Source organism: Mesorhizobium newzealandense (assembly GCF_042682145.1).
Classification (GTDB): Bacteria; Pseudomonadota; Alphaproteobacteria; order Rhizobiales; family Rhizobiaceae; genus Mesorhizobium; species Mesorhizobium newzealandense.
This window is the reverse complement of sequence record NZ_JBHUGZ010000002.1, coordinates 84,370-102,993: the sequence shown is the minus strand read 5'-3', so window position 1 is coordinate 102,993 and position 18,624 is coordinate 84,370. Positions and strand designations below refer to the sequence as shown.

Annotated in this window: 20 protein-coding genes and 1 pseudogene; 11 read left to right on the top strand and 10 right to left on the bottom strand. The window is 63.8% G+C overall.

The genetic code is table 11. From position 1 onward, the window contains the following. The first annotated feature begins 113 nt into the window (after positions 1-113). Positions 114-914 (top strand): helix-turn-helix domain-containing protein, encoded by an 801-nt coding sequence (locus ACFSOZ_RS04620; RefSeq protein ID WP_379094148.1) that lies wholly within the window; start codon positions 114-116, stop codon positions 912-914. Positions 915-1,274: 360 nt separating this feature from the next. Then, complete coding sequence (locus ACFSOZ_RS04615; protein WP_379094145.1) at positions 1,275-2,651, top strand: adenylate/guanylate cyclase domain-containing protein; 1,377 nt, start codon at positions 1,275-1,277, stop codon at positions 2,649-2,651. Between the two features lie 80 nt (positions 2,652-2,731). Here the strand turns inward: ACFSOZ_RS04615 and ACFSOZ_RS04610 are convergent, their stop codons facing one another. From ACFSOZ_RS04610 to ACFSOZ_RS04600, 3 genes are read right to left on the bottom strand one after another with little or no spacing between them, the layout of a single operon-like run. Then, positions 2,732-3,559: a C40 family peptidase gene (locus ACFSOZ_RS04610; protein WP_379094142.1), complete on the bottom strand. Its 828-nt coding sequence runs from the start codon at positions 3,557-3,559 to the stop codon at positions 2,732-2,734. Positions 3,560-3,610: 51 nt separating this feature from the next. Beyond that, positions 3,611-4,555, bottom strand: a complete 945-nt coding sequence (locus ACFSOZ_RS04605) for a CHAD domain-containing protein (RefSeq protein WP_379094139.1) — start codon at positions 4,553-4,555, stop codon at positions 3,611-3,613. Next, positions 4,552-5,025, bottom strand: a complete 474-nt coding sequence (locus tag ACFSOZ_RS04600; RefSeq protein ID WP_379094136.1) for a CYTH domain-containing protein — start codon at positions 5,023-5,025, stop codon at positions 4,552-4,554. The genes ACFSOZ_RS04605 and ACFSOZ_RS04600 overlap by 4 nt, the downstream gene beginning before the upstream one ends. A gap of 102 nt (positions 5,026-5,127) precedes the next feature. On the opposite strand from ACFSOZ_RS04600, the gene ACFSOZ_RS04595 reads away from it, so the two are divergent. The 5 genes and pseudogenes from ACFSOZ_RS04595 to ACFSOZ_RS04575 form a co-directional block, all read left to right on the top strand. Beyond that, entirely contained in the window at positions 5,128-5,826 is a 699-nt protein-coding gene (locus ACFSOZ_RS04595; protein WP_379094133.1) for a CerR family C-terminal domain-containing protein, read from the top strand. Between the two features lie 13 nt (positions 5,827-5,839). Then, positions 5,840-6,793 carry an HlyD family secretion protein gene (locus ACFSOZ_RS04590; RefSeq protein ID WP_379094130.1) on the top strand — a complete coding sequence of 318 codons (954 nt, stop codon included), beginning with the start codon at positions 5,840-5,842 and terminating at the stop codon, positions 6,791-6,793. Further along, complete coding sequence (locus ACFSOZ_RS04585; protein ID WP_379094122.1) at positions 6,790-7,710, top strand: ABC transporter ATP-binding protein; 921 nt, start codon at positions 6,790-6,792, stop codon at positions 7,708-7,710. The genes ACFSOZ_RS04590 and ACFSOZ_RS04585 overlap by 4 nt, the downstream gene beginning before the upstream one ends. After that, positions 7,707-8,843, top strand: a complete 1,137-nt coding sequence (locus ACFSOZ_RS04580; RefSeq protein WP_379094119.1) for an ABC transporter permease — start codon at positions 7,707-7,709, stop codon at positions 8,841-8,843. Before ACFSOZ_RS04585 ends, ACFSOZ_RS04580 begins: the two co-directional genes overlap by 4 nt. 46 nt (positions 8,844-8,889) lie before the next feature. Further along, positions 8,890-9,261 (top strand): annotated as a pseudogene (locus ACFSOZ_RS04575) (NADPH-dependent F420 reductase); the annotation flags it as partial. Positions 9,262-9,292: 31 nt separating this feature from the next. Here the strand turns inward: ACFSOZ_RS04575 and ACFSOZ_RS04570 are convergent. Then, a complete protein-coding gene (locus ACFSOZ_RS04570) occupies positions 9,293-10,270 on the bottom strand; it encodes a threonine/serine dehydratase (protein WP_379094116.1) in 978 nt (325 codons plus the stop codon). 422 nt (positions 10,271-10,692) lie between these two features. Beyond that, positions 10,693-11,016 carry a hypothetical protein gene (locus ACFSOZ_RS04565; protein WP_379094113.1) on the bottom strand — a complete coding sequence of 108 codons (324 nt, stop codon included), beginning with the start codon at positions 11,014-11,016 and terminating at the stop codon, positions 10,693-10,695. 173 nt (positions 11,017-11,189) lie between these two features. Here ACFSOZ_RS04565 and mbfA point away from each other — a divergent pair, with 173 nt between their 5' ends. Continuing rightward, positions 11,190-12,173: an iron exporter MbfA gene (gene mbfA / locus ACFSOZ_RS04560; RefSeq protein WP_379094110.1), complete on the top strand. Its 984-nt coding sequence runs from the start codon at positions 11,190-11,192 to the stop codon at positions 12,171-12,173. A gap of 36 nt (positions 12,174-12,209) precedes the next feature. On the opposite strand, the gene ACFSOZ_RS04555 is transcribed toward mbfA, so the two are convergent. From ACFSOZ_RS04555 to ACFSOZ_RS04545, 3 genes are all read right to left on the bottom strand, one after another. After that, complete coding sequence (locus ACFSOZ_RS04555) at positions 12,210-12,554, bottom strand: antibiotic biosynthesis monooxygenase family protein (protein WP_379094108.1); 345 nt, start codon at positions 12,552-12,554, stop codon at positions 12,210-12,212. Beyond that, positions 12,551-12,883: an NIPSNAP family protein gene (locus ACFSOZ_RS04550; protein ID WP_379094105.1), complete on the bottom strand. Its 333-nt coding sequence runs from the start codon at positions 12,881-12,883 to the stop codon at positions 12,551-12,553. Before ACFSOZ_RS04550 ends, ACFSOZ_RS04555 begins: the two co-directional genes overlap by 4 nt. Before the next feature lie 97 nt (positions 12,884-12,980). After that, positions 12,981-13,196, bottom strand: a complete 216-nt coding sequence (locus ACFSOZ_RS04545) for a DUF1127 domain-containing protein (RefSeq protein WP_379094102.1) — start codon at positions 13,194-13,196, stop codon at positions 12,981-12,983. 68 nt (positions 13,197-13,264) lie between these two features. Between ACFSOZ_RS04545 and ACFSOZ_RS04540 the strand changes: the two genes are divergently transcribed. Further along, a complete protein-coding gene (locus ACFSOZ_RS04540) occupies positions 13,265-13,939 on the top strand; it encodes an ArsR/SmtB family transcription factor (protein ID WP_379094100.1) in 675 nt (224 codons plus the stop codon). 45 nt (positions 13,940-13,984) lie between these two features. On the opposite strand, the gene ligD is transcribed toward ACFSOZ_RS04540, so the two are convergent. Next, positions 13,985-16,510, bottom strand: coding sequence for a DNA ligase D (gene ligD / locus ACFSOZ_RS04535; RefSeq protein WP_379094097.1), 2,526 nt, complete (start codon positions 16,508-16,510; stop codon positions 13,985-13,987). Between the two features lie 13 nt (positions 16,511-16,523). Continuing rightward, positions 16,524-17,393, bottom strand: coding sequence for a non-homologous end joining protein Ku (ku, locus tag ACFSOZ_RS04530; RefSeq protein ID WP_379094094.1), 870 nt, complete (start codon positions 17,391-17,393; stop codon positions 16,524-16,526). 377 nt (positions 17,394-17,770) lie between these two features. Between ku and ACFSOZ_RS04525 the strand changes: the two genes are divergently transcribed. Continuing rightward, positions 17,771-17,911: a hypothetical protein gene (locus ACFSOZ_RS04525; RefSeq protein ID WP_379094091.1), complete on the top strand. Its 141-nt coding sequence runs from the start codon at positions 17,771-17,773 to the stop codon at positions 17,909-17,911. Positions 17,912-18,090: 179 nt separating this feature from the next. Further along, a complete protein-coding gene (locus tag ACFSOZ_RS04520) occupies positions 18,091-18,564 on the top strand; it encodes a thiol-disulfide oxidoreductase DCC family protein (protein ID WP_379094088.1) in 474 nt (157 codons plus the stop codon). Positions 18,565-18,624: the final 60 nt, after the last annotated feature.

Below are 18,624 nucleotides of genomic sequence, written 5' to 3'. Positions count from 1 at the left end.
GGGTGCTCTCCTGTGATGACGGCGGAGAGCTATGATTTTCGATACTTTTGCGAAAGGCCGATTACCGCTAGTATCGAAAGCCGATACGAAACTGCCGGCAAGAGGTGCATCCGATGAACGGTCTGATCTTCGAGGCGCTGAAGCGGACGCTGAAGGCGAAGGGCGTCACCTATCGCGAACTGGCCGAACGCATGGGCGTTTCCGAGCCGACGGTGAAGCGCATCTTCCACGAGCGCAACTGCAAGCTCGACCGGCTGATGGAGATCTGCACGGCTGCCGGCGTCGAGCTGGAAAACGTGCTCGGCTCGATGAACCGGGGGCCGGGGCCGGTCAACCACATCGCGCCGGAGATCGAGCGCAAGCTCGCCGGCCGGCCGGCGCTGCTGTTCATCTTCGTCATGCTGTCGGAGAAATTCACGCCTGAAGGCATCATGCGCTCGCAGGGCCTGAGCGAGGCCTCGATGTTTCTTTATCTGCGCGATCTGGAGGAGCTCGGCTTGGTCGCGCTCGGCCGGGGTCTCACCGCGCGATTGCTGGTCGAGACACCGATCCAGTGGAATTTCGAAGGGCCGCTGAGGCCGCTGTTCGAGATGACCAACAAGAATTTTGTCGGCTGGGCGATCACCCATATCGACAAGGAAGCGACCTTTGTCAGCTTCTCGAGGCGGATGCGGCCGGAGACGGCGGAGATGGTGCGGCGCGAGGCGGAGGAACTGGCGACCCGCGCCAAGTTGCTTGCCCATCACGACCAGCACACCACGCCGGAGGACGGGTTGGTCGGCTACAAATGGACGTTCGCCTTTGGCGCAACACCGTTTCCGGCGATCATGCCGATCGGCCCGCACCCGCGCGATGCCGGCGCGTTCGATCGGCCCGCCACTCCTGCAAAGGGACGCCGCCCGTTACCGGCCTGACACGGCCAATTATCCCGAGCAGGATAGGGCGCGTTGGGACAGAACAGATCCGGCACCAACACGGTATAGCCTCTGCAGCCATGCGTTCCGCCATGCCGCCCAGCGCCGGCCGCGGGCCGAACGCATCCATGTAGAGAATGACGCCGGGCACTGCGGTTTTTTGGTGACCTGAACAGGGAAGTCTCCGCCTGTCCTGCTTCGGCTTTCACCATGATCTTTTGTCCGGACATTTTTGCTCTTTGCAGCCGCGTTTCAAAAATTAAATCACATTCATGATAGAGTTCGCGCACTGATTTGCCAGACTGTAGAGGGCGGGTTTGCCGAATGCGTGACACGTCCCCGTGAAATCGAAGTGTTCCTATGCCGACCGCGCCAACACTTGAACTTCGCCGCTATTCGCGCCTGAAAAATTTGCGGGCGCGCGCAGAACGCCAGGGTGCTGCATTGCAGTTCTGGGCGCGTACGGCATCGCTCGCTGCGATCTCCTGCTTCTTTTCATTGATCAGCCGCTGGGATGCTTCGCTGCTCTTCGTGCTGGCGGGCCTCGTGCTGTTCCAGCTCGTCGGCCTGATCCAGTTTCTCTTTGCGCGCCGTCGCACGGCGCGATGGTGGATCGGTTACCTCGTCGGTACGCTGGACATCATTCTTTTAACCGTTCTGCTGGTAACGCCCAACCCGTTTTCCCTGGAGGTCGCGCCGGCCGCGATGCAACTGCGCGAGGGCAGCTTCAAATTCCTGCTGATTTTCGTATGCCTTGGCGCGCTGACCCTTTCGACACGATTGGCGCTCTATCTCGGCGCGCTCGCTGCCTTGACATGGGCGATCGGGGTGGGATGGGTGATTTCTCATCCGGGAACCGTCATTCCGGCGACGAACCTCTATTCGCTGCCGATGACAGAGCAACTGAACCTCTATCTCAACCCCAATTTCGTCGATACATTTGCGCAGGCGACCAACGTGTTGGTTGTGCTGATTATCGGCGCGATCATGGCGCTGGTCGTCTTTCGTTCCCGACATCTGTCGGAAGACTATGTCAAGGCAGAGCGCGCCCGCGCCAATCTCGCCCGGCATTTTTCGCCCAATGTCGTCGACCAGCTCGCCACCGATGACGAGCCCTTCGGCCCGGTCCGCCGGCAGGATATCGCGGTGCTGTTCGCCGACATCGTCGGTTTCACACACTATTCCGAGGATCATCCGGCCGAAGCAGTGTTCGAACTTCTGCGTCAGTTCCACCGTCGCATGGAACAGGTCGTTTTCGACCACCATGGCACCGTCGATAACTATATCGGCGATTGCATCATGGCGACATTCGGGGTTCCGCAAGCCAGCCATGACGACGCGACTCGGGCCATCCAGTGCGCTGAAGCGATGGTCGCCGCTCTCGAAGACTGGAATGTACAGCGGGTGTCCAGGGGATACCCGCCGCTGGACGTTCGGATCGGTGCACAATATGGCGCAGTGGTCATCGGCGCGGTCGGCAGCGAGCGCAATCTGTCCTTCGCGGTGGTGGGCGACACCGTCAACGTCGCCAGCCGTTTGCAGTCGCTCTGCCGTGAGCTTCAGGCGAATATTTGCTTTGGGTCACGACTGATTGAGGCCGCGAAGGCGGAATCGCCCACGACACAGTTGAATGCGCGCGATCATGGACCGGTGAGCATCCGTGGCCGGGACGAACCGGTCCATGTCTGGGTCGAATACAGAGCCGAAAACCAGGGTGCTATTGCAGTTTCGGCATGAAATAGGCCGCCATGTGAAACGCCTGCACCTCGGCTGGAGGCCGCGCCATAGGGGCATGTCCTGACCTGGGCCGAAAGCCATCACGTGTCTGAGGCGATTGCGCCAGCCTTTGCGGCTGCGGCGTCTGTGCTTGCCTTGTCGTCCCAGGTCACCGCTCGGTAGTCGAAACCATATTCCAGCGTCGGCTTGACGATGCGGAAATAGGGAGACAGGTCGAAATCGCGCGGCGTGTACAGCGAGTGGTGGCGGATGTGCAGGATTTCCTTGCGCGAATAGTTCGACTGCGCCGAAGCGCGGCCGGGCGCGCGGGTGATCTCAGGCAGGATCGGATAGCGGATCTGGCCATAGGCCTCGGCGATCAGCGAGGAACAGATGGCCCGTGTCGGGTCGCCGGAGCCGAACGCCAGCATGCGGCGGCGCCAGCGCACCGGTACAGGTGGCGTCGGCAGAAAAAAACGCAGCATGTCGAAAATGTTCTTGAGATCGTATTTCAGGCCGAGCTTGCCGATCATGAAGGCGACGACCCTGTCGCGGTCCTCCGGGGCCAGCCCGCTCGCCCGGCAGATGCGGGTGTTGTAGGTGCGATAGCGCGACAGCGGCACGGCGACGCAGCCTTCGCCCATCGTGACCTCGATCAGGCGCGGCCGCTCCGTTCCGTCCTGCGGTTCGGGCAAGGCGTCGCCGATATAGAAGGCGGCATGCGACCAGGTCGACTGGGTCAGGTACTTGATCACCGCCGAGATTTTCTGGTTGCCCTCGATCAGCAGGATGTCGCCGGGCTCCAGCGTGCGGCGCAGCGTCTCGGAATCGGACGGTGTGTAGGGCTCGTAGCCGGAAGATTCTTCCTGCAGCCGGCCGGCGAGCCGGCGGCCAAGTCGATCCAGAAGCGTTTCGCCAAGCTCGGTCATGCCATATGGCGATTAACATATGCAGGCGGCTGGACGCCAGCCACACGTCCGTCAGCTGGCGGTCGCCGCGGCATCTTCCGGCAATGGGGCGGCAGCCAGGTCGTCGCGCGCCTTGCGGGCCAGTTTGCGTGTCGAGCGTTTGGGACTGTCGCCGAACAGCTCGGCCGCGTCGGCGAGACAGCTCTTCTTCAGATGCTTCTCCGACCGCTTCAAGAGCTTGCCCAGAAGCTTGGTGTCCTCGGACGGTCCGAGCGGACGGACATCGACCTCGAGCAGCGCGCGCATCACCAGCACATCGTGCAGGTCGCCCAACCGCTCACCCAGTTCGTCGACCGCCTTGCGCCTGGCCTTGATCGGCGTCGGCCACAGCCTGCCGAGCAGCGACAAATGCATGCCGTGGGTCTTGGCCGCCTTGCGCAGGTCGTGGAAATCATTGGCCGCGCCGCGCGATCCGGCCTTGCCGAGCGCCTTCCTGGCCCGGCGCAAGGTGACGCGGGCGCCTTCGGCAAGCACGTCGGCGGCCTGTTCCGGCTGATCGGGCAGAGCGAGTGTGTCGATCCGGTGCAGGCCTTCCTCGCAAGCGGCGGTCGCAGCAGCTATCGCCGCCTCGAGCCCGGCACCTTCATGCAATTCATGCTGGCGGGCGATCAGCCTGTCGCGCACCGCGCCCAGACCATCGTTGGCGCTCTCCTTGGGAAAACTTGCCGCCAGGCGGTCGATGGTCTCGATCAGCGCCGTCGCCTCGCGCGGCCCGGCAAGCAGGCCGGCCACGTTGCGGTAGCACTGGTTCTCCGTCTCGCAGAATGTTTCGTCACCGGAACGAACCAGGCGTAGCAAGGCGCGCGCGCTCTTCAGCCGCTTGCGGCATTTGTGCAGCGCCTGTTCCGGCCGGCTGCGCGCGGCGTCGAGATGGGCCAATGCCTTGCCGATCTCCTCGGCAAGGATACGCCTGACCTCGCCGGTCAGCGGCAGGCGCGGATCGATACGAAAACTCATGCGGCGATCTCCGGAATCCCCCCGAGGGCGAGCGACGCGTTGTAGAATTCAGACTCGCCGGTGACTTCGCGGCCGAGCCAGTCAGGCAGCATTTCGTCCGGCACGTCCTCCGGCGTCTCGAGTTCGGCGACGACAAGTCCCGCAAGCGGGCCGCCAAAGACATCGACCTCATAGAGATAGCCGCCATGCCTAACATGGTGGCGTGTCTTCTCTATGACACGCCCAAGCGCGAAGGCCAGCATCTCCTCGGCCTCCGCCAGCGGGATCGGATACTCGAATTCATCGCGCTCGCGCGCCCTGCTGCCGAATTTGAGCGTCAGCTTGGCGGACGTGCCATCGCTGATGCGGACGCGCAAGGTTCGACCGGGTGTCGCGGCGAGATAGAACTGACGAATGCGGATATCCGCCTCAACCAGATCCCGCCATGCGGTGCTGGAGACCAGGAATTTGCGTTCGACTTCCTTGCCCATGGCCGCGCACTAAAGCGTCTGCCGCCGAAGATGGCAAGACAGTCGCGCACACAGATTGACTCATGGATTGACTTTAATCAATCGATTGATTAAATAGCTCTCATGATCAAATTGCCGGACACACAAAACCAAAACCCTCGCCGCGAAGCGTCTCCCGCCGACATGACGCGCGCGGCCCTTGTCCAGGCGGCGCTGAAACTGTTCGGCAGGCAGGGTTTCGACGGCACCTCGACGCGTCAGATCGCGGCGGAAGCGCAAGCCAATATCGGTTCGATCGCCTATCATTTCGGCGGCAAGGAAGGTCTTCGCACCGCCGCCGCCGACTTTATCGTCGAGACCATCCAGACTGTTGCCGGCCAGGCGCTCGGCAATGTGCAGGCACCTGCGCCGGGACCGGCCAGTCCAGAGGCGGCGCAAGCTCAGCTCTTCGCAGCGCTGGAGCGGATGGTCGGCTTTGTCGTCGCAAGTCCGCAGGCCGGCGAGATCGTCCAGTTCGTGCTGCGCGAGCTTTCCCATCCGACGGCAGCGCTCGACCGCATCTATGACGGCGTCTTCGAGCCGACGCATCGCCGGCTTTGCCAGCTCTGGGAACAGGCGACCGGCGAGCCATCCGAAAGCGAGGCCACGAGGCTCACCGTGTTCACGCTGATCGGCCAGGTCATCTATTTCCGCATCGGCCGTGAGGCGGTGATGCGCCGCATGGGCTGGAAGGATATCGGCGCCGCCGAGGCGGCCAAGGTGGTGGCGGCCACATCGGGCAATCTCACGGCCATATTGGCTGCCAGGAGGGGGCAAGGATGAAGGGGCAAACACCATGAGCTTTCTGTGTTCGCTGCCGCTCGCCGCGCAGCTGTTCAGCGCCTGCGCGCCGGTGGCACCGCTGGCCGTCGGTTATGTCGAGGGCGACTATGTGCTGCTGGCGCCGATCGAGGTGGCGCAGGTCGAGACCGTCACGGTCAAGCGCGGCGATCGTGTGGTGCCCGGCACGACCGTGGTGACGCTGGAAAGCGCCGATGCCAGGATCGCGGTTGCCCAGGCCGAGGCCGGCCTTGCCCAGGCGCAGGCGCAATTGGCCGACCTGCAGATCGGCAAGCGCCCGGAAGAGATCGCAGTGCTCAGGGCCGAGGTCGATATGGCCAGCGCCCAGGCCGCCGACGCCAAGCGCAAATATGATCGGGCTGCCGATCTGTTCAAGCGCGGCGCCGGCACACAGGCCGACTTCGACACGGCCTCCGCGACGCTGGAGACAGCCAATGCCCAGGTCGGCCAGGCCAATGCCAATCTCGCGGTCGGCGGCCTGCCGGCGCGCCCCGAGACGATCAAAGCCGCCGACAATCAGGTCAAGCAGGCGCAGGCGACCCTGGAGCAGGCGCAGTGGCGGCTGTCGAAACGGGTGCTGGCCGCGCCGTCGCCGGGCCGCGTCAACGATGTCATCCGCAATCCGGGCGACACTGCCGGCCCGACCGCGCCGGTCATTTCGATCCTGCCTGACGGCGCGGTGAAGCTCAGCGTCTACATTCCGGAAGCCGCCTTCTCCTCGGTCAAGGTCGGAACCTTGCTCGGCGTCCACTGCGACGGCTGCGGCCCGGACGTGAAGGCACGGGTCAGCTACGTCTCGCCGGATCCGGAATTCACCCCACCGGTGATCTATTCCTTGGAGAACCGGCAGAAGCTGGTCTATCTGGTCGAGGCGCGGCCGGAGGGCGACGCCGGCCCGCTGCAGCCCGGCCAGATCGTCGATGTCGATCTCGCGGACGCCGGAAAATGAACGCCATCGATGTCCACGGCCTGGTCAAGCGCTTCGGCGACAAGACCGTCGTCGACCATGTGACGATGACGGTGGCCGAAGGCGAGATCGTCGGCTTTCTCGGGCCCAACGGTTCGGGCAAGACCACCACCATCCGCATCATGTGCGGCCTGCTGACGCCCGACGAGGGCGAAGGCACGGTGCTCGGCTTCAACATCCGCACCGACAGTCTGCGCATCAAGCGCGAAGTCGGCTACATGACGCAGAAATTCTCCTTCTACGAGGATCTGACGATCGGCGAGAATCTCGAGTTCGTCGCGCGGCTCTACCGGTTGAAGCCGGTCGAGGAACACGTAGCGCGCACATTGGAGGACCTCGGCCTGACCTCGCGCCGCAACCAGCTGGCCGGCACCCTGTCGGGCGGCTGGAAGCAGCGGCTGGCGCTGGCCGCCTGCATCATGCACAAGCCGAAGCTGCTGCTGCTCGACGAGCCGACGGCCGGCGTCGATCCGAAGGCGCGGCGCGAATTCTGGGACGAGATCCATCGCCTCGCCGGCGGCGGGCTGACCGTGCTGGTCTCCACCCACTACATGGACGAGGCCGAGCGCTGCCACCGCATCAGCTACATTTCCTACGGCAAGATGCTGGCCACCGGCACCGTTGCCGAGGTGGTGAAGAATGCCGGACTGACGACGTTTGTCGTGCAGGGCCCGCGGCTCGACCAGGTGGCTGAAGCGCTTCAGGGCCGCCCCGGCGTCGACCAGGTGGCGCCGTTCGGCGCAACGCTGCATGTCGTCGGCTCCGACGGCAAGAAGCTCAAAGCAGCACTCGCCGATGTCGAGAAAGAGCACAAGGGCGTGACGGTGACGCCGGGCGAAACCAGCCTCGAGGATGTCTTCATCCAGTTCATGTCCGGCTCAAAGGACAACATGGCATGAACAGTGTCTTTTCCTTCGCCCGGCTTGGCGCGCTGCTGATCAAGGAATTCATCCAGATGCGGCGCGACCGCATCACCTTCGCCATGATGCTCGGCGTGCCGCTGATGCAGCTGGTGCTGTTTGGCTATGCCATCAACAATGATCCCAAAAGCCTGCCGGCGGCGCTGGTGGCGACCAGCAGCGACCCCTATACGCGCGCCATGGTCTCGGCCCTGCAGACCACCGGCTACTACCGTTTCGACCATGTCTCGCAAAGTGCGGCCGACGCGGAATTCCTGATGTCGCGTGGCGATGTCGCCTTCGTCGTCACCATCCCCGCCGATTTCGCCCGCCGCGTCGAGCGCGGCGACAGCCCGCAGATCCTGATCGAGGCCGACGCCACCGACCCGGCCGTTGCCAGCGGCGCCATCTCGACGCTTGGCACCGTCGCCAGCCAGGCGCTGCTCCGGGCGCGCGGCATGCAGGAGGCCGCCGCCGAGGCGGCACTCGGCCAGCTCGAAGTGGTGGTGCACCGGCGCTATAATCCCGAAGGCATCTCGCAATACAACATCGTGCCCGGCCTGCTCGGCGTCATCCTGCAGATGACGATGGTGATGATGACCTCGATCGCGCTGACCCGCGAGACCGAGCGCGGCACGATGGAAAACCTGCTGGCGATGCCGTCCAGCCCGCTCGAGATCATGATGGGCAAGGTGCTGCCCTATCTGGCGGTCGGCGGCGTGCAGGTGGTGGTGGTGCTGGCGGCGGCGAAGCTTCTGTTCGCCATCCCCTTCACCGGCTCGATGTCGCTGCTGTTGACCGCCGTGCTGATCTTCGTGCTGGCGCTGGTGCTGCTCGGCTATACGATCTCGACCATCGCCCGCACGCAGATGCAGGCGCTGCAGCTCACTTTCTTCTTCTTCCTGCCGTCGATCATGCTGTCCGGTTTCATGTTCCCCTATCGCGGCATGCCGGCCTGGGCGCAGGTGTTCGGCGAAATCCTGCCGCTGACCCACTTCCTGCGCATCATACGCGCGGTGATGCTGAAGGGCGCCGAACTGCCGGCGGTGGCGACGGAGATCGGCTGGCTGGTGGTATTCGTGGCGCTGTTTGCCGGCGTCGCGCTGGTCCGGTTCAGGCGGACGCTTGACTAAGGCAATTCCAGCAAAGGCGCCCTCACCCAAGACTGCCGGCGAAACCGGCCTTCCCGACTGGAATGGGCGCATCTTTGTCGACGCCAACAATTCGATTGAGGCGCCGCTGTTCAAGCCAGTCGATCTCGGGGGCCGTTTCTCAAGCGAGGTGTTTGCAGGTCTCGTACCCGGCGCGAGGGTGGTGAAGGCATTCAACCATCTGCGGGCGCCCCTGCTGGCGAGCGACCCGGCGGCGGAGGGCGGCAAGCGCGTGCTGTTCTATTCGGGTGACGACGTGCAGGCCAAGGCCGAGGTCGGCGCACTGATCGACAGGCTTGGCTTCCACGGCATCGATCTCGGCCCTCTGGCGATCGGCGCGCGTCTCGCCCAGTTCCCCGGCGGTCCGTTGCCGGTTCTCAATCTCGTCCGCTTCGAGTGATGTGCTCGGTGGCGTGGCACCGATCGCGATTCTATGCCGCCGCCATGATCTCGGCATAGGTAGCGAAATCGACATTGCCGCCGGACAGCACCACGGCAACGCATTTGCCCGTCAGCTCGATCTCGCCCGATGACAGCGCCGCCAGCGCCACGCAGCCGCCGGGCTCGACCACCAGCTTGAGATAGGCCATGGCGTCGCGCATCGCCTGCGCCGTCGCCTTGTCGGAGACGGCGATGCCGCCGGCGAGGTTCCTGCGGTTGATCTCGAAGGTGATCACGCCGGGTTCGGCGGTCAGGATCGCATCGCAGATCGAACTGTGGCCCGGCTCGTTCGAAACCCTGGCGCCGGCGGCCAGCGAACGGCGGGTGTCGTCGAAATGATCGGGCTCCACCGCCCAGACCGCGGTGTCCGGCGAGGCGTCCTTGACGGCAACCGAGATTCCGCTCGACAGGCCACCGCCGCCGCAAGGGATCACCACCGCGTCGAGGCTGACGCCCAGCGCTTTCGCCTGGGCCATCAATTCGAGGCCGATCGTGCCCTGGCCGGCGATGATGGCCGGGTCGTCGAAGGGCGGCACCAGCACCAGGCCTTTCTCGATGTAGGGGCGCACCACGCTCATGCGGTCGTCGCGAAAACGGTCGAACGGCACCACCTCCGCCCCCATCTTGCGGACATTGCCGATCTTCATCGCCGGCGCGTCGGACGGCATGGCGATGACCGCCTTGACGCCGAACATCGCCGCCGACGCCGCGACGCCTTGCGCATGGTTGCCCGACGAGAAGGCGACCACGCCTCGGCTGCGCTCTTCCTCGCTCAGCGACGACAGCTTGTTGTAGGCGCCGCGGAACTTGAACGAGCCGGTGCGCTGCAGCGTCTCCGGCTTGAACAGGATGCGGGCGCCGAAACGCTTGTTCAGCTCCTGCGATTCGATCAACGGGGTTTCGACAATCAGGCCGGAAAGCCGGGCCGCGGCGCGGTGGATGTCTTCTATGCCGGGAGGGGTGGTCATGGCGGATCCTGCGAAGCTGTGGTCCGGCCATGGTGCACGGAAAGGGTCGCGCGACACCAACGAAAAAATGTGACCGTTACAAAGTTTGGGAAGTCATGCGTGATTGCGAGATCACCACCGTCCCGGCCGTCACGCCGCCCTCTGTCCTGCCGGACATCTCCCCCACACGGGGGAGGATCGGATGCCGCGGCCGCTTTGGCCAATTTCCTACGTCGAAGAAGGGCGCTGCTGGCGAAGCTGCCAATCTCCCCCCTCGTGGGGGAGATGTCCGGCAGAACAGAGGGGGGCGCTGTCCCGCCGACATCTCGCTCCGCTACTGCCGAGCGCCTCAGCCGGGGGCCCGCTGCCTGCGGCAGCTCCCCGGTTCGCGCCCTTTGAAAGGTCCACCGGACCTTTCAATTCGCCTACGGCGAACCGTGCTCTCACCCCAACAACGCCCGCTGCCGCGTTGTCCCACCCAGTTTGCGCCAGGTGTTGAAGCGATGCGTGGCGGCGGCGAAGGAGATCTTCATCTGCTGGGCGACCGAGTAGCGCGACTTGCCGTCGTCGAACATGCGGTAGCAGCATTCGACGCCCTCTTCGGTCAGCTTGCCGTCCGGGGCCTTGTTGTGCGGATTGGCGGGATCGAATTTCTCGACCTGCTGCTCGACCAGGCCTTTCAGGCGCTGCAGGTCAGCCTCGATGCTGGCGATGAGATCGAGAACGGGTTTTGGGTCATAGTGGTGCGGAGGCTGTTTTGCCGTCATCTGCGGATTCCCTTTTTAGCTTGGTCCCACATATAGGCGAACATTACCTGATAATGAAGAGGCGTGCCTCGCGCACGGGGTTCAACAATTCTTGACCGCGACCCAAGCGCGCAATTGACGTTGGGCATGTCAAACCCTAGTTTAGAATAATTCTAAACTAGGGTGAATTCCTCATGCTTTCCCGTGTTTTCGGCTTCGGCCGCCGCCCCTTCGAATCGCTCTCCGAACAGGAGATCCTGGCACTGGCCATTTCATCCGAGGAAGACGACGGGCGCATCTACCGGGCCTACGCCGACGGGCTGGCGGAAAACTTTCCGCAATCGGCAAAAGTGTTCGAGGAGATGGCCGAGGAAGAGGATGGCCATCGCGACGCGCTGATCGAACTTTTCCGCAAGCGTTTCGGCGAGCGCATTCCGCTGATCCGGCGCGAACATGTGAAAGGCTACTTCGAGCGCAAGCCCGACTGGCTGGTGAGGCCGCTTGGCATCGAGCATGCGCGCAACCAGGCCGAGGCGATGGAGCGGCGCGCCTACCTGTTCTATGTCGAGGCGGCCAAGCGCACCACCGACGCCTCGACCCGGAAACTGCTCGACGATTTGGCGGTGGCCGAGCAGGGCCATGAGACGCTGGCGCAGCGGCTGGAGCAAAAGCACGTGCCGGGCGAAGTGAAGGACGAGGAGGCCGTTGCCGAGCAGCGCCAGTTCATCCTCACCTATGTGCAGCCGGGACTGGCCGGATTGATGGATGGATCGGTGTCGACGCTGGCGCCGATCTTCGCCGCCGCGTTTGCCACACATGACACCTGGCAGACACTCCTGGTCGGCCTTGCCGCCTCCATTGGCGCCGGTATTTCGATGGGCTTCACCGAAGTCGCGTCCGACGACGGCAAGCTGTCGGGCCGAGGCTCACCGATCAAGCGCGGCCTGACCGTCGGCATCATGACGACGCTGGGCGGGCTCGGCCACGCGCTGCCCTATCTCATCCCGCAGTTCTGGACGGCGACCGCGGTTGCTGCGGTGGTGGTGTTCTTCGAACTGTGGGCCATCGCCTTCGTCCAGAACCGCTACATGCAGACGCCCTTCCTGCGCGCCGCCTTCCAGGTGGTGCTGGGCGGCGCCCTGGTGTTCGCGGCGGGTGTGCTGATCGGGAATGCTTAGCTTCTTCCATCTCCCACAAGGGGAGAAGGAAGAACCTCACCCAACCACCGCCCGGCTATCCTGCGGCGCCTCGGCCCTCTCCGTCAGCCCATAGTCGCGCACGACATGGGCGATGCGCAGACGGTAGCCGGCAAAGATACCGCCACGGCCGGCCTTCTGCGCCTGCCGGTGTTCTTCGGTGTTGCGCCAGGCCTTGACCGCCTCCTCGTCGCGCCAGAACGACAGCGACAGGATGCGGTTCGGGTCGGCCAGGCTCTGGAAGCGCTCGATGGAGAGGAATCCATCAATGCCGTCGAGCAGCGGGCGCAATTCGGCGGCGATGCCGAGATAGGCGTCGCGTCTGCCGTCTGCCGGCTCGACCTCGAAGATGACGGCGATCACGGCAGCACCAGTTTCGCGTGCGGGCCGGAAGCCAGCTTCAGGAACATGCGATCCTCCCTATGGATGAACTTTTCGCGGCGGGCGAACTCGTAGTTTGCCTTGCCGGCTGGGTCGGCGGCAAGGCGCGCGCGATAGGCCTCATAGGCCGCCAGGCTCTCGATGTTGTACGCGGCGTAGGCAGTCGTCGCCGAGCCCTCATGCGGCGCGAAATAGCCGATCAGATCGGCGCCGCAGCGCGGAATGGCCTGGCCCCAGTTGCGGGCATACTCCTCGAAGGCGGCCTTGCCGAACGGATCGATCTCGTAGCGGATGAAGCAAGTGATGGTCATGGTCGTCTCCTTGGCGGGTTGATTTCTTCTTGCGGCGACATTTCGAGCGGGGTCGAAGCATCCCAAGGGTCGGTGTGCTAGGCAATTCCCTTGCGGGTCATGCCTGCCAGAAGGGTTTCGCGCATTCGCGGCGCACGTCCTGCGGTGTCAGGCCAAGGTCGCGCAGCAAATGATCGTCGATCTCGGCAAGGTCGAGGCGCTGCAGACGGCGGTCATACCAGCGCGCCAGCAGCCGCGAACGGAACCAGGTGACGAACGGAAACGATTGGCGGCTGGAGAGGGGCGTGGAGGTGGAAGCGGTTCGTGCGGTCATCGTCGTCTCCTTGATCTGGTCGGAGAATAATGGTTATCTGACAACAATGCTTCGATGAGGAACGAACTATGCGTGAAGGACCCGACATTGCCCGCATCGCCAGCCTGGTCGGCGATCCGGCGCGGGCAAACATGCTCAACGCGCTGATGGGCGGCACGGCGCTGACGGCAAGCGAACTGGCGCTCGAGGCCGGCGTCTCGCTGCCGACCGCCAGCTCGCATCTGTCCAAACTGATGGAGGGCGGGCTGCTGACGCTGGCGAGCCAGGGCCGGCATCGTTATTACGGCCTCGCCGGCCCACAGGTGGCGGGCATGATCGAAGCCATCACCGGCGTCGCGGAGGCCGTTGGCCCAAAGCGCGTACGGCCGGGGCCGCGCGACGGAGCCATGCGCGTGGCGAGGGTGTGCTACGACCACCTTGCCGGCGAGCAGGCCGTGGCGATGCTTGACTGTTTCGTCGAGAAAGAAATCCTGCTGCGTGACGACAAGGAGATCAGGCTCGGGCCATCGGCTGCCTCGCATTTCGCCGCTATTGGCATCGACGTCGATGCCAAGCCGCGCCGGCCGGTCTGCCGCGCCTGCCTCGACTGGAGCGTGCGCCGCTCGCACCTCGCCGGCACACTGGGCGCCGCCATCCTCGACAAGATCCTCGCCGAAAAATGGGCGCGCCGCGAAAAGGACAGCCGCGCGGTCATTTTCTCGCCACCGGGCAAGCAAGCTTTCGAGAAGGTGTTTTTGGGCTGAGATGCCGGCGCGAAGGATCGCCACGCTTGCGAATCTGCGGACAAACTACCCCCGCTTCAACACCTTCCCCTGCTTGAAGAAATCCACCCACGGATCGGCTTCGGCAAGCTGCTTCAAGGTCGTCTTGTCGCCGATTGGAAAGGCGTTCGGCGCCAGCCCTGCTTCGATCTTCGCCCAGGTCACCGGCATCGACACGGTGGCGCCTTTCTTGGCGCGCGACGAATAGGGCGCGACGGTCGTCGAGCCTCGGCCATTGCGCAGATAGTCGACGAAGATCTTTCCGGTGCGCGCCTTCTTCGACAGCGTCGCCGTGTAGCGGTCGGGGGAGGCCTGTTCGAGCGCCTTGGCGAAATCATGGGTGAAGGTCTTCACCGCTTCCCAATCCGCCGAAGGTTTCAGCGGCACGACGACATGAAAACCCTTGCCGCCCGATGTCTTGACGAAATTCGGCAACGAGAGATCACCGAGCTTGCCCTTGATATCGAGCGCCGCCTCGCGCACCGCCTTCACGTCGACGCCTTCATCGGGGTCGAGATCGAAGATGATCTGGTCCGGCTTCTCGAGTTGATCGATGGTGCAGCCCCAGATGTGGATCTCGACCACGCCATACTGGACCAGTGCTGCAACGCCGTCGAAATCGCGGACGAACAGGATCTCCTCGCCGTCGGTCGGGTCTTTCATCCGGGCGATCTTGTCGCTCATGCCAGCCGAGGCATGTTTCTGGAAGAAGCGCGGGCCGCCGACGCCGTCGGGCGCGCGCACCAGGCTGAGCGGCCGGTTGACGATGAATTGCTCCATGCGCGGCCACACCTGCGCGTAGTGATCGAGCAGCCCCTGCTTCGATATCTTTTCCTCGGGCCACAGCAGCTTGTCGGGGTGGGAGAGTTTTACGGTGGTCGTCATCGCTCCGGCAGGATAGGTGGTGCCGCTTGCCGCCGGCTTCGCCTTGGCCGGGTTCTTGTCTGTCGATGCCTTGCCTGTCGATGCCTTGGGCTTTTCCTGCACGACTTCCTCCGCCGGCTTGTCCTCGCGCAATCCCTGGAACGAGGCATGGCGTATTATACGGTCTGAGGTCCAGCTGCGGAACTCCACTTCGCCGACCAGTTCGGGCTTCACCCAGACCAGGCCCTTGCCCTTCGGGACGGCCGCATCGAAAGGCGAATCCTTCGCCTTTAGCGCATCGAGTTTCGTCTTGAGGTCGATGGCGCCTTTGGCGGAGAAGCCGGTGCCGACGCGGCCGGCATAGTGAAGCTTGCCGCCCTCGTGATAGCCGACCAGCAGCGAACGCAAGCCACGCCCGGTCTTGTCCGACGGCAGATAGCCGCCGATGACGAATTCCTGCCGCGCCGTGCATTTCGATTTCACCCAGGAAGGACCACGCCCACTGCGATAGGGCGCATCGGCGCGCTTGGAGACGACGCCTTCCAGCCCCATGCGGCAGGCATGCTCCAGCATGATCTTGCCGGGCTCGGCGAAATGGTCGGAGAAACGGACCGCCGCATTATCCGGCTGCTGGCCAAGCAGGTCCTGCAAGGCCTGCTTGCGCTCGACCAGCGGCTCGCGGCGCAAATCCTTCCCATCGAGCCGCATCAGGTCGAAGACGTAGTAGACGAAGCGATCCGTTCGTTTCGCCGACAGATCGGCCTGCAGCAGCGCGAAGGAGGAAACACCGCTGTCGGCCAGCACGACGATCTCGCCGTCGATGATGGCGTCGCGGCATTTCAGTCCGGCGAGTTCCGCGGCAATCGCGCCGCCGAATTTTTGCGTCCAGTCGAGCCCGGTGCGGGTGAGCAGCCGCACCTCGGTGCCGGCGTTCTGCGCCTGCATGCGATAGCCGTCGAACTTCACCTCGTGCAACCAGTCCTTGCCCGGCGGTGCCTCCCGCTCCAGCGTGGCGAGCTGGGGCTCGACAAAGTCGAGACGTCCGCCGGCCTTCGCCTTGCCGGCGGCCGGCTTGTTGGAATGCCAGACCTCTCGTTTCTTGCCCTTGGCGGTCTTGCCCTCGCCGACCTCCTCGATCGTCAGGCCCGACTTCACCGATTCCGGCGCGTCCTTGAGAATATCCTCGCCTGGGCGCGCGGCGGCATCGTCCGACTTGATCAGCAGCCAGTTGTCGCGCTTTTCGCCCGCGCGCGGCTTCAGCCGCACCAGATGCCAGAGCCCATGCAGCTTGTGGCCCTCGAGCTCGAAGCTGATGTGGCCCTCCTTCATCGCTTTGGCAGGGTCGATTTCGGGGGTCCAGGTGCCCTCGTCCCAGACGATGACCGAGCCGCCGCCATATTCGCCCTTGGGAATGGTGCCCTCGAACGGCGCATAGTCGATCGGATGGTCCTCGACATGAACGGCCAGCCGTTTCTCATGCGGGTCGAGGCTCGGGCCGCGCGTCACGGCCCAGCTCCACAGCACCCCGTCATGCTCGAGGCGAAGGTCGTAATGCAGCCGGGTCGCCGCGTGCTTGTGGATGACGAAGATACCGCCCGCCTTGGCGTTCTCGCCGCGCGCGACCTTGCCTGCCGGCTCGGCGGTCTTCTTGAAATCGCGCTTGGAGTGGTACTGTTCGAGGCTGGCCATCTCTACAGTGTCCTCAGCCCGATTTGTGCTTGGCAGCGGCTTTCGGCCTGGCGCGCTTGGCCGCCGGCTTGGCTTTCGCCGACGTGGAAGCCTTCGACGAACCGGCATCCGACGACAGGCTCTTCTTCAGCGCGTCGAACAGATTGACGACATTGGACGGTCTGGGCGCTGCCTTGGCCTTCGACGCCTTCTTGCCGGCCTTCCTGGCGCGGATCAGCTCCAGCAGCGCATTCTCGTATTTGTCCTCGAATTGCGACGGATCGAACTTGGCCCTCTTCTTGTCGATGATCCGCTCGGCCAGATCGGTCATTTCCGGATCGCTCTTCACCGCCTTGATGTCGCCGAAGACAGTATCCGCCTCGCGCACCGTGTCGTCGTAGCGCAGTGTCGTCAGCACCATGCCCTTGCCGCGCGGTTCGATGACCACCGGGCGTTCGCGGCTGTAGAGCATGATGCGCGCCAGCCCCGCCATCGTCTTGTCCGCCATGGCATCGCGGATGACGGCGAAAGCCTCTTCCGACATCTTGTCGGCCGGCGCGACATAATAGGGCGTGTCCAGATAGATCTGCTGGATCGAGGTTTTGTCGACAAAACCTTCGAGGCTCAACGTGTGCGAGGACTCGATCTGCACCGCCTCGATCTCGTCTTCCTCGATTTGAAGGAAATCGCCGTCGTTAACTTCATAGCCCTTGATCTCGTCGCCATCGCGCAACGGCTTGCCGCTTTCCGCATCGACATAGATGCGCTTCACCGTGTTGCCGGTCTTGCGGTTCAGCACCCGGAACGAGACCTTCTCGGCGTGGCTGACGACGTTGGTCAATTCGACGGCACAGGTGACCAGCGACAGCTTCAGATAGCCCTTCCAGGCCGGACGCGGCGCCATGATTTTTTCCCTTCAAGAACCCGATGAAGGTGAGAACGGACAGACGCCGCTCCAGTTCCGCGACAGCGCGCTGATTGGGAGGACCAGGCTCGCCTGGGCTTTGTGGCGGCCAGCACGGAAATTTCACGGACGCGGCAAAAATTGAAACAGAACCGCGCGCGGGCGACATTCAAACGAAACATATGTGATGCAAAAGTCACATTGGCCGAAATGTCGACGGACTACACGCAAAGACCCCGAATCAGCCGCATTCCGGCCACGAACCAAGGCCTTTTCGACCAGATATTAACATCGTGTTCACCGACTATTCACGCCTCGACGCTATGATGACCGCAATTCGGAAGGGACATCCGAAAATCGGGACAGGGACAGGTAAAATGAACTTCCTCACGCACCTCATAGGCTATGCCGCCGCCATCCGCGAATTCGTCTCGCCGACCTATCGGCCGGAGCGCTACTACATGCGCGGCCCCGGCCCGGCTAGCGCCCGTCGCGGCAATTCGCTGGGCGCGCGCTGACCATGACCTTCGAGAGCCGCCACGATAGCCGGATCTGCCGGCCGGCCGCAGAATCCCGCGCCACCACCTATCGCGCCGAGCGTTCGGTTTTCGCCGACAGGCGGCGTGCGACATCGCCACGGCTTTGATGCCGCCTCCGGCTGGCTTAGTGTCTTAGGGCATAAGCAGCCGAGGCCCGCGTGACCGACCTTCCCCATTCAAGTCGGCCCCATCCAAGTCGACCCAAGTCAAGCCGTCCCTCTGAACCCTTCGAAGCACGCCACCCGCTGATCGTTTTCGACGGTGTCTGCGTGCTGTGCTCCGGCTTCGTGCGCATGGTGGTGAGGCTCGACCGCAAAAGCCGCTTCCGTTTCGCCACCGCGCAGTCGCCGTTCGGCGAGGCGCTGTTCAAAAAGCACGGGCTGCGTACGGTCTCCTACGAAACCAATCTCGTCCTGGTCGACGGCGCCGCCTTCACGCAGCTCGACAGCTTCGTTGCCGTCATGGCGGAGCTCGGCTGGCCATGGCGAGCGGCCAAGGTGCTGTTGCTGCTGCCGTGCCCGCTTCGCGACTGGCTTTACAACCGCATCGCCAAAAACCGCTATGCCTTGTTCGGCCGGAAGGAGAGCTGTGACATTCCGTCGGCGGAGCTGCGGGGACGGCTGATCGACTAATGCATGTCGCTCAAAAGTGGCCCCGGTTTTGAGACAACGCCATGCATCGAAACAAAGAGG